Source organism: Actinosynnema sp. NPDC059797 (assembly GCF_042732085.1).
Taxonomy (GTDB): Bacteria; Actinomycetota; Actinomycetes; order Mycobacteriales; family Pseudonocardiaceae; genus Actinosynnema.
Genome location: NZ_JBHWIE010000078.1, coordinates 1 through 16,011 on the forward strand (window position 1 = coordinate 1; position 16,011 = coordinate 16,011).

At 71.8% G+C, this 16,011-nt stretch carries 13 protein-coding genes; 6 read left to right on the plus strand and 7 right to left on the minus strand.

Annotated features, from left to right (window positions below; genetic code table 11):
• Nucleotides 1–55: 55 nt before the first annotated feature.
• The 3 genes from ACFV4N_RS19715 to ACFV4N_RS19725 all read right to left on the minus strand — a co-directional run bounded on the left by ACFV4N_RS19715 (nucleotide 56) and on the right by ACFV4N_RS19725 (nucleotide 4,196).
• Complete coding sequence (locus ACFV4N_RS19715; protein WP_499673998.1) at nucleotides 56–1,147, minus strand: cellulose binding domain-containing protein; 1,092 nt, start codon at nucleotides 1,145–1,147, stop codon at nucleotides 56–58.
• A 10-nt stretch (nucleotides 1,148–1,157) separates the two neighbouring features.
• Entirely contained in the window at nucleotides 1,158–2,780 is a 1,623-nt protein-coding gene (locus tag ACFV4N_RS19720; RefSeq protein WP_499673999.1) for a cellulase family glycosylhydrolase, read from the minus strand.
• A 393-nt stretch (nucleotides 2,781–3,173) separates the two neighbouring features.
• Nucleotides 3,174–4,196, minus strand: a complete 1,023-nt coding sequence (locus ACFV4N_RS19725) for a LacI family DNA-binding transcriptional regulator (RefSeq protein ID WP_499674000.1) — start codon at nucleotides 4,194–4,196, stop codon at nucleotides 3,174–3,176.
• Nucleotides 4,197–4,299: 103 nt separating this feature from the next.
• Between ACFV4N_RS19725 and ACFV4N_RS19730 the strand changes: the two genes are divergently transcribed.
• Entirely contained in the window at nucleotides 4,300–5,268 is a 969-nt protein-coding gene (locus ACFV4N_RS19730) for an acetylxylan esterase (RefSeq protein ID WP_499674001.1), read from the plus strand.
• A gap of 144 nt (nucleotides 5,269–5,412) precedes the next feature.
• On the opposite strand, the gene ACFV4N_RS19735 is transcribed toward ACFV4N_RS19730, so the two are convergent.
• Together ACFV4N_RS19735 and ACFV4N_RS19740 are read right to left on the minus strand one after the other, a co-directional pair.
• Nucleotides 5,413–7,713 carry a beta-xylosidase/alpha-l-arabinosidase gene (locus ACFV4N_RS19735; RefSeq protein WP_499674002.1) on the minus strand — a complete coding sequence of 767 codons (2,301 nt, stop codon included), beginning with the start codon at nucleotides 7,711–7,713 and terminating at the stop codon, nucleotides 5,413–5,415.
• Nucleotides 7,707–8,696 carry a LacI family DNA-binding transcriptional regulator gene (locus tag ACFV4N_RS19740; RefSeq protein ID WP_499674003.1) on the minus strand — a complete coding sequence of 330 codons (990 nt, stop codon included), beginning with the start codon at nucleotides 8,694–8,696 and terminating at the stop codon, nucleotides 7,707–7,709. Before ACFV4N_RS19740 ends, ACFV4N_RS19735 begins: the two co-directional genes overlap by 7 nt.
• Before the next feature lie 229 nt (nucleotides 8,697–8,925).
• Between ACFV4N_RS19740 and ACFV4N_RS19745 the strand changes: the two genes are divergently transcribed.
• The 4 genes from ACFV4N_RS19745 (at nucleotide 8,926) to ACFV4N_RS19760 (ending at nucleotide 13,113) form a co-directional block, all read left to right on the plus strand.
• Entirely contained in the window at nucleotides 8,926–10,185 is a 1,260-nt protein-coding gene (locus ACFV4N_RS19745) for an extracellular solute-binding protein (protein ID WP_499674004.1), read from the plus strand.
• Entirely contained in the window at nucleotides 10,185–11,039 is an 855-nt protein-coding gene (locus ACFV4N_RS19750) for a carbohydrate ABC transporter permease (protein WP_499674005.1), read from the plus strand. Before ACFV4N_RS19745 ends, ACFV4N_RS19750 begins: the two co-directional genes overlap by 1 nt.
• Nucleotides 11,036–11,854 carry a carbohydrate ABC transporter permease gene (locus ACFV4N_RS19755; RefSeq protein ID WP_499674006.1) on the plus strand — a complete coding sequence of 273 codons (819 nt, stop codon included), beginning with the start codon at nucleotides 11,036–11,038 and terminating at the stop codon, nucleotides 11,852–11,854. The genes ACFV4N_RS19750 and ACFV4N_RS19755 overlap by 4 nt, the downstream gene beginning before the upstream one ends.
• Nucleotides 11,855–12,072: 218 nt before the next feature.
• Complete coding sequence (locus ACFV4N_RS19760; RefSeq protein ID WP_499674007.1) at nucleotides 12,073–13,113, plus strand: LacI family DNA-binding transcriptional regulator; 1,041 nt, start codon at nucleotides 12,073–12,075, stop codon at nucleotides 13,111–13,113.
• A 42-nt stretch (nucleotides 13,114–13,155) separates the two neighbouring features.
• On the opposite strand, the gene ACFV4N_RS19765 is transcribed toward ACFV4N_RS19760, so the two are convergent.
• Entirely contained in the window at nucleotides 13,156–13,719 is a 564-nt protein-coding gene (locus ACFV4N_RS19765; protein WP_499674008.1) for a hypothetical protein, read from the minus strand.
• Nucleotides 13,704–14,996, minus strand: a complete 1,293-nt coding sequence (locus tag ACFV4N_RS19770) for a lytic polysaccharide monooxygenase (RefSeq protein ID WP_499674009.1) — start codon at nucleotides 14,994–14,996, stop codon at nucleotides 13,704–13,706. The genes ACFV4N_RS19765 and ACFV4N_RS19770 overlap by 16 nt, the downstream gene beginning before the upstream one ends.
• Before the next feature lie 125 nt (nucleotides 14,997–15,121).
• On the opposite strand from ACFV4N_RS19770, the gene ACFV4N_RS19775 reads away from it, so the two are divergent.
• Entirely contained in the window at nucleotides 15,122–16,009 is an 888-nt protein-coding gene (locus ACFV4N_RS19775) for a PfkB family carbohydrate kinase (RefSeq protein WP_499674010.1), read from the plus strand.
• The last annotated feature ends 2 nt before the right edge of the window (nucleotides 16,010–16,011 follow it).

Consider the following 16,011-nt stretch of genomic DNA (forward strand, 5'->3'; position numbering starts at 1 on the left):
CCGGGCGCCGTCGCACGAGAGCCGGCGGCGCGTCGCCGGCTCTCGTGCGCTCCGGTCAGCCCAGCGCGCAGGTCGGCGCGGGGTTCCAGCCGGTCGGGTCACCGGTGCCGTTGAACCCGGCGGTGACCGAGCCCGCGGGCGGGACGGACCCGTTCCACGACGCGTTGGCCACCGTGACGGTGCGGCCGCTCTGGCTGAACGTGCCGTTCCAGCCCTGGGCCACGGTCATCCCCGCGCCGAGGTCGAAGCGGACGGACCAGCTCCGGCTCGCCACCCCTCCCGAGTTGCGGAACGCGATCGTGGCCGAGAACCCGCCCGGCCACCGGTTGCCGACCACGACGTCGACCGCGCACGTCCCGCCCGGCGACGTGGTGGTGGTCGTGGTGGTCGTCGTGCTGGTGGTCGTGCTGGTGGAGGTGGACGTGGGCGTGGTGCCGTCGAGCGCGGCCACCACGGCGGGGATCCACCTGTCGGCGATCTTGCGGTCACCGGCGGCGTTCGGGTGCACGCCGTCGTAGGTGTCGCTCCCGGTGGAGAACCCGGTCCACTGGTCGACCACGGTGATCGGTGACAGGGCGGTGGACTTGCCCGCCGCCCAGCCCGGGATCGCCGCGTTCAGGTCGACCACCCGCTGGGGGCACTCGGCGCAGGCGCTCGCCGCCATCGGGATGATCTTCGCGACGATGACCTCCATCGACGGGTTGTTGGCGCGCATCTGGTCCACCAGCTTGGAGTAGGCGGCCAGGACGGTCGCCGTGGACCGGTTGCTCCACACGTCGTTGGTCCCGAAGTGCATGATCACCACGTCCGGGTCGGTGGCGTCGAGCCAGCCCACGAGCTGGTTCTGGTCGGCCACCGCGGTGACCAGCGCCCCGCCGTGCCCCTCGTTCTCGCCGTCGTAGGCGAAACCGCAGCCGTCGCCGGCGCGGGTGCCCACGAAGTCGATGTCCGCGTGCCCGGCGGCGCGCAGGTCCCGGTCCAGCAACGCGCGCCAGCAGCCCGGCGACCCGGTGATCGAGTCGCCGAGCGGCATGATCCGAGTCGGGGCGGCGGCCCGCACGGACGCCTGCCCCGGCACGGACACGAGGAGGCCCACCAGCGTGGCCAGCGCCGCGAGCAGCGCCGCCGTCGCGATCTTCCTCGACATCGCGATCCCCCTAGGCGGTGGTGCAGGACGCGCCGTTGAGGGTGAACGCCGTGGGCGCGGCGTTGGCGCCGTTCCACGAGCCGATGAAGCCGAAGCTCACCGAGCCGTTGACCGGGATCGCGGCGTTGTAGGACACGTTGGTCGCGCTCAGCGCCGCGCCGGACTGGCTCGTCGTGGCGCCCCACGACTGCGACACGGTCTGGCCGTTGGCCCAGGTCCAGCGCAGCGTCCAGCCGTTGACCGCGGTGGCGCCCGTGTTGGAGACCTTCACGTCGCCCTGGAAACCGCCCTGCCACTGGCCGGCGACCTTGTAGGTGACCGCGCAGCCGGCCGGGCCGCCGCCACCGGTCTGGGTGGTGGCGGTGACGGTGTTCGAGCGGGCCGAGCGGTTGCCCGCCGCGTCCCGCGCGTACACCGCGAAGGTGTAGGCGGTGCCCGCGGACAGGCCGGTGACGGTCGCGCCGGCGGTGGCGGAGGTGGCCACCTGGGTCTCGGTGGTGCCGTTGACCCGCACCACGTCGTAGCCGGCGACGCCGACGTCGTCGGTGGAGGCGGCCCAGGTCAGCGTGACCGACGACGAGGTCACGCCGCCGGCGGTCGGGGTGCCGGGCGTGCTGGGCGGGGTGGTGTCGACCGGGTCGCCGCCACCGCCGTAGACGCTGGCCTCCTTGGAGGTGGCCTTGATGCCGTTGGCGCCGTTGATCGCGCGCTGGCCCCAGCTCGTCAGCTGGGCGGCGTTGAAGCCGGTGACCATGTCCAGGTACTCGACGCCGCCGCCGTTGCCGGACCACGACCAGGCCAGGTAGCCCAGCTTGAGCTGCTGGGTGGTGGCGAAGATGGTGTCCTCGTCGGGGTTGCCGTCGCTGTGGTCGTGGCCGAACTCGCCGACCACGATCGGCAGCTTCGCCGACACGAACCGGTTGAGGTAGTCGTCGACCTCCGCGGCCGTGTCGAACACGCCGTACATGTGGATGGAGAACACCGTGTTGCGCCGCGGGTCGGCGGCGAACACCGACTGGGCGTTGTCACGCATGGTGAAGGCCCAGTCCTGGCCCCAGTTCGGCGCGTCGACCATGATCGTGTGCTCGAAGCCGGCCGAGCGCAGCGACGTGATGGCGTCCTTGGTCGCCTGGGTCCAGCCGGTGTAGCCGGTGTTGCCCCACGGCTCGTTGCCGATGTTGAGGATGACGTACTTCTCCTGGCCGGCCAGGGCGCTCTGGACGCTCTTCCAGTACTCCACGGCGCGGGCCAGGCTGACGGCGCCGCTCTGCTCCTGGTAGCCGGTGGTGTCGTGCACCTCCAACACGCAGATGAGCCTGTTGGCCTTGCACTGGCTGATCACGTTGCCGACGTCGGAGGCGTCGTTGCGGGTCCACCGGTCACCGCTGGAGAGGACGACGCGGACGGTGTTGGCGCCCGTGGCCTTGATGTCCTTCAGCGCCTGGGTGGTGCGGTCGGTGTACCAGGTGTGCGCGTGGTTGACGCCGCGCATCACGAAGTCGTTGCCGTTGGCGTCCAGCAGGCGCCCGTTGCCCACGGTGAAGCCGGCGGCCGCTTGGGCCGGCACCACCGTCAGCAGTGAGAGGACCAAGGCGGCGACGGCTGCGCCGACCAAGGCGAATCGCTTGCGCATGGGTGTACCTCGCGGAGTTGTCGACACTGACATTTGCGAGCGCAGGGCAGCGCGCCCGCCCGACGGGCGGGCATCCACACCCAAGCAATTAACCGCTTAAGTGTCAACGGGCAATTTGCGCAAAAGCGCAGGTCAGAAGGGTTTTTGGGCAGCGCTCGACGCAACTGGGAGCGCTCCCGGAAAACGATCCAAGTTTGCCCGGAGGAACGGCCCGCGTCCAGGCCGGCACGACGGGCTGTCCGGAACAGGACACGGCGCCCACACCCGGTCTGCCCTCGCCCCAGCCCGGCCCCGGCCCCGGCCCAACCAGCTCAGCCCGGCCAGCCCAACCCAGCCCAAGACCGGCTCAACCCCGCCCGGCCGCCTCGGCCCAGACCTCTCAGACCAGACCCCTCAGCCCGCGGGCGCCTGCCCGGTGCTCGACCGGGGCACCAGCTCCGGGTCGGAGGTCTTCACCTGCTCCACCGCCCCACCGCCGATCACGTCGAGCAGCAGCCGCACCGCGGCGGCGCCGCGCTCGGCGATCGGCCGGCGCACCGCCGACAGCGCGGGCCTGACCAGGCGGCACAGCGCGGAGTCGTCCCAGGCGACCAGGGACAGATGGTCCGGCACGCCCAACCCCAGCTCGTGCGCCACCCCCAGCGCGGACACCGCCATCACGTCGTTGTCGAACACCAGCGCGGTGGGCGGCGACCCGCCGGTCAGCACGCGGCGGGTGACGCGGGCCGCGGCCTCGTCCGAGTAGTCGGCGTGCACCACCCGCGCCTCGCCCAGCCCGAGCCGGGCGGCGGCGGTGGTGAAGGCCCGCGACCTGGTCTGGGTGTGCACGAACCTGGTGGGGCCCGCGACCCGCACGATCCGCCGGTGGCCGAGCGCGACCAGGTACTCCAGCACCTCGACCACGGCCGTCTCGTCGTCGGTCCACACGCACGGGACCTCCGGCGCCACCGGCTCCCCGAGCACCACGGCGGGCAGCCGCAGCTCCTGCACCAGCTCGACGCGCGGGTCGTTCTGCACCAGGTCGACCAGCAGCACGCCGTCGACCCGGCGCTCGCCCCACCACCGCCGGTAGGCGGCCAGTTCGGCCGCCGCGTTGTCGGTGACCTGGAGCAGCAGCGACGTGGGACCGCCGGCGAGCGCGCCCTGGATGCCCGAGATGAGCTGCATGAAGTACGGCTCGACGCCGATCACCCTGGCGGGCCGGTCCACGACCAGGCCGATGGCGTTGGCGCGGCCGTCGCTGAGGGAGCGGGCAGCGCTGCTGGGCACCCAGCCGAGGCGGTCGGCGATGTCCATGATGCGGCGGCGGGTGGGTTCGGAGACGCCCGGCCGGTTGTTGAGCGCGTAAGACACCGCGCCGGTGGACACGCCGGCCGCCTTCGCGATGTCCGAGATGGTCGGACGCTTAGCTCCCACCGCGCCTCCTCGATCCGTGATCATGAGTTTAGACCGCTGTTGAGACGGTCCGCCCCGGTAGGGTGATTAAGCGCTTCACCGATCTTGGGGAAAGGGGACCTCCGTGCCCTGGTTCGACCTGTCCGAGCGGGAACTGGCCACCTATCGCACCGCCACCGAGGAACCGGACGGCCTGGACGCGTGGTGGAAGGCGAGGCTGGAGGAGGCGCGGGTGGCCGCGCTGCCGCCGGTGCTGACCCCGTACGCCGCGGACGCCTACGGCCCGCTGCCGGTGTGGGACGTGGAGTTCTCCGGCTACGGCGGCGACCGGGTGCGCGGCTGGTACCTCCGGCCGGCCGGGTCCGGGGTGGCCGAGCTGCCGACCGTGGTGAGCTACATCGGCTACGGCGGCGGCCGCGGGCTGCCGTCGGAGCACGTGCTGCTGCCCGCGGCGGGCTACGCGGTGTTCGTGATGGACACCCGCGGCCAGGGCGGGCGCTGGACGCTGGGCGCCACGGCGGACTCCGGGTTCGCCGGCCCGGAGCACCCGGGCGTGATGACGCGGGGCATCGCCTCGCCGGAGACCTACTACGTGACGCGGCTGATGGTCGACGCCGCCCGCGCGGTGGAGGTGGCCGCCTCCCTGGACGGCGTGGACGCGACCAGGCTCGCGGTGTCCGGCGGCAGCCAGGGCGGTGGGCTGGCGCTGGCCGCGGCGGCGCTGAACGGCGACGCGGTCAAGGTGTGCCACGCGGACGTGCCGTTCCTGTGCGACTTCCAGCGGGCGATCACCATCACCGCCGCCGAGCCGTACTCGGAGATCTCGAAGTTCCTGGCCCAGCACGTGGACCTGATCCCGCAGGCGCTGGACACCCTGCGGTACGTGGACGGCGCGCTGCTGTCCCGCCGGATCACGGCCACGTCGCTGCTGAGCGTGGGCCTGATGGACGAGGTGTGCCCGCCGTCCACGGTGTACGCGGCGTACAACGAGATCACCGCGCCGAAGGAGATGGCGGTGTTCCCGTTCAGCGGCCACACGGTGCCGCGGGTGCACGACGAGCGGCGGCTGCGCCACCTGCGCGCCACCCTCTGAGCGGGCGGCGGTCACCGGCAAACCGCGAGGGGGCCACCGCCATAGCCCCCTCGCGGCCGCCCGGTCGGTGGACTCGGCGGCTCTCCGGGGACCCCGGCAGCTCGGTCCGGGGTCCCTTCGTCCACGACCAGCTCGTGGCAGTCGTCAGCCGACCTCGACGGGGGTGTCCAGCACCCGGTCGTGGCCGACGACGCGCTGCTCGCCCGTCACCCGGACCGGCTTCTCCCAGCGGACGTCGTCGCTGGAGCAGCCCACCAGCAGCACGACCTCGCCGGTCTCCACGACCCGCCGGCCGTCGCGGCCGGTGAACGAGGTGCGGTCGGCGTGCAGCCGGAACGCCACGCGCCGCTGCTCGCCCGCCTCCAGCTCGACCCGGGCGAACCCGACGAGCTGGCGCACCGGCCTGGTCACGGTGGCGACCGGGTCGTGCAGGTAGAGCTGGACGACCTCGGCGCCGGACCGCGCCCCGGTGTTGCGCACCAGGCACGACACCTCGACCTCGCCGTCGGTGGGCAGCTCGTCGCCCGCGGCGAAGTCCGACAGCTCGAACGAGGTGTAGGACAGGCCGTGGCCGAACGGGTACAGCGGGGTCGGGTCGACGGAGCTGATGCCGCCCTTGGCGCCCAGCTTCGGGTGCAGGTAGGTGGTGGGCTGCCCGCCGGGGGTGCGCGGCACCTGCACGGGCAGCTTGGCGGACGGGTTCACCCGGCCGCTGAGCACGCCGGCCACCGCGCCCGCGCCCTCCTCGCCCGGGAAGAACGCCTGCACCACGGCCGCGGGCCGGTAGGCGCCCAGCGCGTACGGCCGGCCGGCCAGCAGCACCAGGACGACCGGCTTGCCCGTGGCCAGCAGCGCCTCCAGCAGCTCGCCCTGCACGCCGGGCAGCGACAGGTCCTCCGCGTCGCAGCCCTCGCCGGAGGTGCCGCGGCCGAACAGCCCGGCCAGGTCGCCGAGGACGGCCAGCACGACGTCCGCGTCCCGCGCCGCGTCGACCGCCTCGGCGATGCCCGTCCGGTCGTCGCCGGAGACCTCGCAGCCCTTCGCCGTGCTCACCGCGGCGTCCGGGAACTCCTTGCGCACGGCGGCCAGCAGGGTGTCCATCTCCACGCCCAGCGCCACCTCGGGGTGGTGCACGCCGACGTGGTTGGGGAAGGAGTAGCAGCCCATCATGGACAGCAGGTCGTCCGCGCACGGCCCGACGACGGCCAGCTTGGCCGGCGACGTCAGCGGCAGCACGCCGGCGGCGTTGTCCAGCAGCACCACGGACCGCTCGGCCATGGTGCGGGCCAGCTCGCGCAGGGCGGGCGGGTCGAGGTCGACCGGCTCGCCGCGCAGCACGGCGGGCGAGTCGGGCTGCCAGCCCTCGTCCAGCAGGCCGAGTTCACACTTCTGGGTGAGCACGCGGGTGACCGCGCGGTCCACCAGCGCCTCGTCGACCCGGCCGGAGCGCACCAGCTCTGCCAGCGGCTCGCCGTAGCAGCGGACGCTGGGCAGCTCCACGTCGATGCCGGCGGTCAGGGCCAGCGCGGCGGCCTCGCCGGGCGAGCCGGCCACGCCGTGGGTGGTCTCCAGGAACGACACCGCGAAGTAGTCCGCGACCACCACGCCGGCGAAGCCCCACTGCTCGCGCAGCAGGTCGGTGAGCAGGGACGGGTCCGAGGCGGGCGGCAGGCCGTCGATCTCGGCGTAGGAGTTCATCACCGAGCGCGCGCCGCCCAGGCGCAGCGCCATCTCGAACGGCGGCAACACCACGTCGGCGAACTCGCGGGGTCCCATGTGGACCGGCGCGTGGTTGCGGCCGGCGCGCGAGGCGGAGTAGCCCGCGAAGTGCTTCAGGGTCGCCACGATCCCGCTGGACTCCAGGCCGCGGGTGTAGGCGGCGCCGACGAGGCCCACGAGGTACGGGTCCTCGCCGATGGTCTCCTCGGTGCGGCCCCAGCGGGGGTCTCGGGTCACGTCGAGCACCGGCGCCAGCCCCTGGTGGACGCCGAGGTCGCGCATCACGCGGCCCACCTCGCGGGCCATCACCTCGACCGACTCGGGGTCGAAGGACGCGCCCCACGCGAGCGGCACCGGGAACACCGTGGCCTGCCAGGCGGTGAAGCCCGCCAGGCACTCCTCGTGCGCCATGGCCGGGATGCCGAACCGGTTGTTGGCCACCAGCCTGCGCTGGGTCTCGGCGAGCACCTTCGCGCCGACCAGCGGGTCGACGGGCCCGGTGCCGAACACGCGGGTCAGCTGCCCGAGGCCGGGCTTGGTCAGCTCGTCCCACGGCGGCAGCGGCTCGGCGAACTCGTGCTGCGCGGGAGCCACCTCCTCGCCGTCCGAGATGCCCACCCACACGCCCACCAGCTGGGCCAGCTTCTCCTCCAGGGTCAGCTCGGCCAGCAGGGCGGCGACGCGCTCCCCGGTCGGCTTTCCGGGATCGGCCCAGGGGTTCAGCACGGTGGCTCCTTCGTTGACGATCGGACGACGAGTTCGGTGGCCAGCTCGACGCGCTCGGTCTCGACCGGTCGGCCCGCGATGAGGTCGGCGAGCATCCGGCCGGCGTGGCGGCCCATCTCCGTGAGCGGCTGGCGCACCGTGGTGAGCGCGGGAGACGACCACACGGCGACCGGTAAGTCGTCGAACCCGACCACGCTCAGGTCCTGGGGCACGGACAGCCCGGCGACGCGGGCGGCCTCGATCACGCCCAGCGCCTGCTCGTCGTTGCCCGCGAAGATCGCGGTGGGGCGCTGCGGCTGCGCCAGCAGCTCGGCGGCGCGCCGGAACCCGCCCTCGTGCCTGAAGTCGCCGTTCTTGACCAGTTCGGGGTCGAACGGGATGCCCGCCCGGTCGAGCGCGGCGCGGTAGCCGTCGACCCGGGCGCGGCTGCACAGCATCCCGGCCGGTCCGCCGATCACGCCGATGCGGCGGTGGCCCAGCCGGATCAGGTGCTCGGTGGCGGACAGGCCGCCCGCCCAGTTGGTGGCGCCGACGCTGGGCACGTTCGGCTGCGGCAGGTCGACGGGGTCGATCACCACCACCGGGATGCGCGAGTCGGCCAGCACCCGCCGGTCGGCGGCGGTCAGCTGGGAGGTCACCAGGAGCGCGCCCGCGCGCCTGGCCTCGACCAGCGACGCCGCCCAGGACGCGTGGTGGCGGGGTTTGTCGGTGGACGACACGACGACGTGCAGCCCGGTGTCGACGACGCCGCGGATGATCTCCACCGCCCAGGGGCTGTCCAGGGCGGTGAACACGAGGTCGACCAACATGTGCCCCGAGGCCCGGCGGGACCCCACGGGCACGTAGTCGTACTCGGCGAGGAGCTGCCGCACGCGAGCCCTGGTCTCCGCGCCGACGTCGTCCTTCCCGTTGAGGACTTTGGACACCGTCGGGAGGGACACCCCCGCTGCAGCAGCAATCGTGGCCAACGTGGCTCGACGCATGGGCCGATAGTATCGAAACTCGATCGAAACACAAGAGTGACCCTTTGACGTGCAGAAACGCGACCTCGTCTCAGTTCAGAGTGAGCCTTGACACGCGTCCGGTACCCGTCTAGGTTCTCCGCAAGTCGTGGATGTTTCGAAATGTTTCGATGCCACGAACATTTCCGCAGCGTGGCAGAAGGGTGGCGGTTGCATGTCCCGCCGATCATGGACGCGTCCCCTCGTGGCAATGGGGCTCGTCGTCGCGGCAGTAGTGGCTTCCGCGTGCGGCTCCTCCGGGCCGGCCGAGTCCGGCGCCGGTGAGCTGAGGGTGTGGGCACTGGAGGACCAGGTGCTCAACAAGATCGAGCAGCAGTCGCTCGACGCCTTCAAGTCCAGTGGCGGCAACGCCAAGCTGGAGACCTTCGGCAACGACCCGTACAAGCAGCGACTGCGCGTCGCCATCGGGTCGCCGCAGGCGCCGGACCTGTTCTTCAACTGGGGCGGCGGCAACCTGAAGGAGTACGTGGACGCGGGCAAGGTCGCCGACCTGACCTCGCTGCTCGACGAGAACAAGGCGGTCAAGGACGCGTTCATCCCGAGCGTGCTGCAGGGCGCCGAGCTCGACGGCAAGATCTACGGCGTGCCGATGCGCGGCATGCAGCCGGTGTTGCTGTTCTACAACAAGAAGGTCTTCACCGAGGCGGGCGCGCAGCCGCCGAAGACGTGGGACGACCTGCTCTCCCTGGTCGACACCTTCAAGGCGAAGGGCATCACGCCGATCGCCCTGGCCGGCACCCAGGCGTGGACCGAGCTGATGTGGGCCGAGTACGTGCTCGACCGCTTCGCGGGCCCCGAGGTGTTCAAGAAGATCCGTGACGAGGGCCCGGAGAACTGGAAGGCCCCCGAGGTCGTCGAGGCGATGACCAAGCTCCGCGAGCTGATCGACCGGGGCGGTTTCGGAGACAACTTCTCCTCCGTCGGCTACGACGCCGGTGGCGCGTCGACGATCCTGGCCCAGGACAAGGCCGCGATGCACCTGATGGGCTCGTGGGAGTACACCAACCAGCTCGACCAGAGCCCCGACTTCGTGAAGCAGGGCAACCTGGGCTGGGTGGAGTTCCCGACGATCCCCGGCGGCAAGGGCGACCCGTCGAACCTGGTCGGCAACGTCAGCAACTTCTACTCGCTGACCTCCGACTCCAAGAACCAGGACGCGGCGAAGAAGTTCCTCACCACCGCGCTGCACACCGACGAGTACGTGCAGTCCCTGGTGGCGGCCGGCGACGTGCCGCCGGTGGTCGGCGCCGAGGAGAAGCTGAAGGCCGCGGCCAACGCGGACTACACGACCTCGGTCTACCAGATGGTGCTGGACTCGAAGAACTTCCAGCTCTCCTGGGACCAGGACCTGCCGGCCGACAAGGCCACGTTCATGCTGACCCAGCTCCAGGAGTTCTTCCTGGGCAAGGTCTCGCCGCAGCAGTTCGTCGACGCGGTGGCCGCGCGCTGATGTCGTCCCAACGACCTTCGGGCTGGTACGCCGTACCGGCGTTCGCCTTCTTCGCCCTGTTCGCCGCCCTCCCCATGGTGATCGTGGTCTACCTGAGCTTCACCACGTGGGACGGCCTGGGGACTCCCCAGGTCAACGGGGTCGACAACTGGACCCGGTTGATGGAGGACGGCGAGGCCCACGCCTCGGTGGGGCGGACCGTGCTGCTGATGGTCGTGTCCTGGCTCGTCCAGACCCCGATCGCGTTGCTGATCGGGGTCTGGGCGGCCGGCAAGGAACGGTCCCGCGCGGTGCTCAGCTCGATCTTCTTCCTGCCCCTGCTGCTGTCCACGGCGGCGATCGCGCTGCTGTGGCAGGTGCTGCTCGACCCGAACTTCGGCGCCTTCGTCGGCGGTCCGCTGTTCCTGGGTGACACGGAAATCGCCATCTACACCGTGGTGTTCGTGATCTCGTGGCAGTACATCCCGTTCCACACCCTGCTCTACCAGGGCGCGGCGCGGGCTATCCCGCCGTCGCTGTACGAGGCGGCGACCATCGACGGCGCCTCGCGGTTCGGGAAGTTCCGCAACATCACCCTGCCGCAGCTGCGGTACACGATCGTGACGTCGTCGGTGCTCATGCTGGTGGGCTCGCTGACCACGTTCGACACCGTGCTGATCCTCACCAACGGCGGACCGGGCACCGCGACCCGCATCCTGCCGCTGCACATGTACATCACCGGCTTCAGCGGCTTCGAGATGGGCTACGCCAGCTCGATCGCGGTCGTGCTGGTCGTGCTGGGCACGGCGCTGTCGGTGGCGGTCATGCGCTGGAGCGGGTTCCGCTCGATGAGCAGCCAGCAGGAGGGGTCGTGAAATCTCGTCCGAACTGGCTCGCCGGGTTGTTCTCCCTGGCGTGGCTGGCGCTGGTCCTCGGACCGCTGGTCTACCTGATCACGGTGTCGCTGCGCACCCGCACCGAGTACCTCGGCAAGAGCGCGTGGTCGATCCCCGAGGCGTTGACCCTCGAGAACTACGAGACGGTGCTGACGGGCGGTTTCGGCCAGTACCTGCTCAACAACGTGATCGTCACCGTGGCGACGGTGGCGATCGTGGTGGTCGTGGCCGTGCCGTGCGCCTACGCGGTCGCGCGGAGCCGGGCCCGGTTCGTGCAGCGCGGGTTCACCCTGCTGCTGATCGGCCTGGCCATCCCGGCGCAGGCGACCATCATCCCGATCTACCTGCTGATCACCCGGATGCACCTGTACGACACCCTGCTCGCGATCATCCTGCCCACGGCGGCGTTCGCGCTGCCGGTGGCCACGCTGGTGATGACCAACAGCCTGCGGGAGGTGCCCCGCGAGCTGTACGAGGCGCAGTCCATCGACGGCGCGGGCCCGTTCCGGGTGCTGATGTCGCTGGTCCTGCCGCTGGCCAGGCCGGCGATCATGACCGTGGTGGTCTACACGGCGCTCAACGCGTGGAACGGGTTCCTGTTCCCGCTGGTGCTCACGCAGTCCGAGTCGACCCGCGTGCTCACCCTCGGGCTGTGGGACTTCCGCGGGCAGTTCGGCACCAACGTGCCCGCGCTGCTGGCGGCCGTGACGCTGTCCGTGCTGCCGATCTTCGCGGTGTACCTCTTCGGGCGACGGTTCCTGCTCAGCGGCCTCACGGCCGGCTTCGGCAAGTAACCGACCCACCCGGCCCCGCGACGACGCGGGGCCCCGCGCCAGGGGCGTGGCCGTCCAACCTCTCTCCCAACGGCCACGCCCCCTCCGCGTGTGTGAACAGTTTCGAAAAGTAATTCGACAATTTCGACCTCTGTGGATCTCACGGAGTGAGCCACACCGCTTTGCGATCACCACATTGACCAGCCTTCCACGCGCGTTGCTGCCGTAGACTGCGGCCCATGCCGACCAAAGCCCAGCCAACCTCGGATGGCACCGCCACGAGCAAGATCACCATCGCGGACATCGCCGCCGAGGCCGGGGTGTCGGTACCGACAGTTTCGAAGGTCATGAACGGCCGCGCCGACGTCGCGCCGCACACGCGGGAGAAGGTCGAGGCGATCATCCGCCGCCACGGCTACCAGCGCCGGTCGGACGAGCGGTCGCGGCGGTCCAACCTGGTGGAGCTGATGTTCCACGAGTTGGAGAGCGCCTGGGCGCTGGAGATCATCCGCGGCGCCGAGCAGGTGGCCGCCGAGAACGGCCTGGCGCTCGTGCTCAGCGAGTCCCAGGGCCGGCTCACCCCGGGCCACGGCTGGCTGGAGGGCGTGATCGCCCGCAAGCCGCTCGCGGTGATCTCGGTGTTCTCCGACCTGACCTCGCAGCAGCTGGCGAAGCTGCGCGCCCGGGACATCCCGGTCGTGGTGGTCGACCCGATCGGCGAGCCGCAGCTGGAGACGCCCTCCATAGGGGCCACGAACTGGAACGGCGGCCTGACCGCCACCCGCCACCTGATCGAACTGGGCCACCGCCGGATCGCCATGATCGGCGGCCCGGAGCGGGTGCTGTGCAGCCGCGCCCGGGTGGACGGCTACCGCGCCGCGCTGGAGACCGCGGGCCTCGCGGTCGACCCGGCCCTGGTCCGCTACGGCGACTTCCACGTCGAGTCCGGCCGCGCGCAGTTCGCGCAGATGCTGGAGCTGCCCGAGCCGCCCACCGCCGTGTTCGCGGGCTCGGACCTCCAGGCGCTCGGCGTCTACGAGGCCGCCCGCGCCGCCGGCCTGCGCGTCCCCGACGACCTGAGCGTCATCGGTTTCGACGACCTCCCGGTCGCCCAGTGGGTGGGCCCGCCGCTGACCACGGTCCGGCAGCCGCTGCAGGACATGGCCGCGGCGGGCACCCGTCTCGCCATCACGCTGGCACGTGGTGAAGAGCCCGAACACCGCCGAATCGAGCTTGCCACCACGCTGGTGGTGCGGCAGAGCACCGCACCGCCGCGCTGACGAGCCGTCTTTCCCGTCCGGGGGAACCCCCGGGGTCGGTCCCTAGTGGTGGTGACCCTCGCGCTGCGCGTAGACGCAGCCCTCGGCCTCGGCGGCGATGGTGTGGACCACCTTCTCCTCCGGCGTCACCGGCGTGCACCTCAGGTGGTGCAGCCCCAGCGCCTCGAGGCTGACCGTGCCGCTGAGCGCGAAGCCGTTGCCGAACCCGAAGTCCGGGTCGTCGGAGACCTCGCCGCTCGCCCGCGCGCCCTGCCAGGCCCGCTGGAGGTCCGCCAGCTTCTCCCGCTGGAAGACCACCAGGCCGAGCCGTTCGTACGGCCCCACCCGGCACGTGCCCCACTCCGCCACGTACGGCGCGTACAGCTTGCTGCGCACCGGGCCGACGAACTCGTCGAACTCCGCCATCGTCCGCGGCTGCACCTCGGTGCACTCGCCGGTCTTCTCGTGCACCCACTCACCCACTTCGGCCGGGGTCGCCAGGGGCGGCCCCAGGGCGTTGGCGGCGAGGCCGCCCCCGGAGCCGGTCGCCCCGGACGAGCAGGCGACCGACCCCACCAGGAGCGCGACCAGGGCCGCGCACCGCGCCAACATCAGGCCGTGGCGCACGAAGCGCCGTTGAGGGTGAACCCGGTCGGGTTGGCGGGCGCACCCTGCGACGTCCCGTTGAACCCGAAGCTCACCGACTGGCCCGGCTGGAGGTTCTGGTTCCAGCTGGCGCCCTTCGCGGTGGCCTTGCCGCCGGACACGACGACCTGGGCCGACCACGCCTGGCTGATGCCCTGGCCGGAGGGCACGTCCCAGGCCAGCTCCCACGCGTTGACCGCGGCGGAACCCGTGTTCTTCACCGACACGTTCGCGGTGAAGCCGCCGGACCACGAGCTGCCCACGCTGTAGGTCACCGAGCACGCCCCGGGGGGAGTGCCGGTGCCGCCGCCGCTGGTGCGGATCGAGACGACCGCCGAGGGGGTCGAGGTGTTGCCCGCCGCGTCGCGCGCCACCACGTAGAACTGGTAGGCGGTGTCGGCGGCGAGGCCGGTGATCGTGGCCGTGGTGCCCGAACCGGAGGCGACCTGGACGTCGTTCGCGCCCGCCTCCCGGAACACCTGGTAGGAGGCCACGCCGGTGTTGTCCGAGGAGGCGGCCCAGCTCAGCGACACCGAGTCGCTCGTCGCGGTCGCGGTCGGGGTGCCCGGCGCCGTCGGGGCCTGGGTGTCACCGCCGTTGCCGCCGCCGGTGAAGTTCACGTCCGAGCAGCTGTAGAACGCCTCGGGGCTGTCGCTGCGCTGCCAGATCGAGTAGATGACGTGGCGGCCGGACTTGTTGGGCAGGGTGCCGCTCCACGAGTACTCGCCGCCGCCCAGGGGCGGGTTGACGACGCTGTCGAACGGCGCGGGCTCCAGGTCCGACCACTTCAGCGGCTGGGTGACGTCGAAGCCGTCCTTGGTGACGTACTGGTCCCAGCGGCCGGGGTGCGGCGCCCAGGCGTTGTACTTGAAGGTGATCCGCGACCCGGCCTGGAGGTTGGTCACGGGCCAGTCCGCGCGGGCCAGGTTGTAGGCGTCGTACTTGGTGGTCGGGCCGCAGAGGTCGCCGTCGGCGATGATCTCCCGGTGGCGGCCGCCCGCCTGGCTGATCAGGTTGCCGTACCAGTCCCACAACGGCTGCTTCCCGCCGAGCTGCACCGCGGCGGCGCACGCCGGGTTCGTCGGGTTCAGGTCGCCGTTGCCACCGAGCCTGCCGTCCTCGTAGCAGGCGTAGGTCCGGCTGGCCGGATAGGTCATGGAACCGTGGGCCATCGCGACGCCGCTCGGGACGAGGACGGTGGTCACCCCGACGATGCCGAGCGCGGCGGCGGCCAACGCCCCGGTGCGCTTGAGTCGCACGGATGTCTCCATTCAGATCGACGGTGATCTGGTACCTGGGAGCGCTCCCAGAATTACGATCGCATTACCGGTGACCGGACGTCAACGCTCTGTTTCAACTGGTGGTCGCCGGGTACCGGTCAGGCATGCGGATCACGGTGGTCGGACAGGTGGCGCGCGACCTCGTCCTGGTGGTGCCCGAGGTCCCCGGGAAGGGCGGCAGCACAACGGTTTCCGAGCGCCGCGAACTGCTCGGCGGCAAGGGCGCCAACATCGCCCGCAACGCCGTGCAGCTCGGCGCGTCCACCGCGCTGCTCGGCGTCGTCGGCGACGACCGCCAAGGCCGCCTGCTGGTGGAGGCCCTCGCGGCGGACGGGGTAGGGACCTCCACCGTGGTGCAGCGGACCGGCACCCGAACGGCCCTGGTCGTGGACGTCGTGTGCGACGGCGGGTACCGCTACCTGGAGGACATCCCCGGAGCCACCCTGGTCACCACCGCCGACGTCGAGGCGGCGGCGACCGCGCTGGGCGCGGCGGACGCCGTGGTGCTCCAGCTCCAGCAACCCGGCCGGGCCGCCCTGGCCGCCGCCCGCGCCACGTCCGGCCTCGTGGTGCTCGACGGCGTGCCGGACGACGAGGCGGACGCCCTGCTGGCGCGCGCGGACGTGCTGCGGGCCGACCATACCGAGGCCGAGCAGCTGACCGGGCGCTCCCTCGACCGACCGGAGGACGCGGTGGCCGCGGGCCGGGAACTGCTCGCGCGCGGCCCCTCGGTGGTGGCGCTGGAGGTCCCCGGCGAGGCGAACGTGCTCGTCTGGCAGGGCGGTTCGGCGGTCGTGCCGCTGACCGACGAGGACGTCGTGGACACCACCGGCGGCGGGGACGCGTTCGTGGCCGCGCTGACCGTGGCGCTCGCGCGCGGCGACGACCCCGGAACCGCCGGGAAGTTCGCCACCGCCGCCTCCGGCCGCGCCGTCGACCACCCGGGCGGCCGCACCGACCTCACCGGCCTGCCCCGTTTCCCCCACCCCTGATG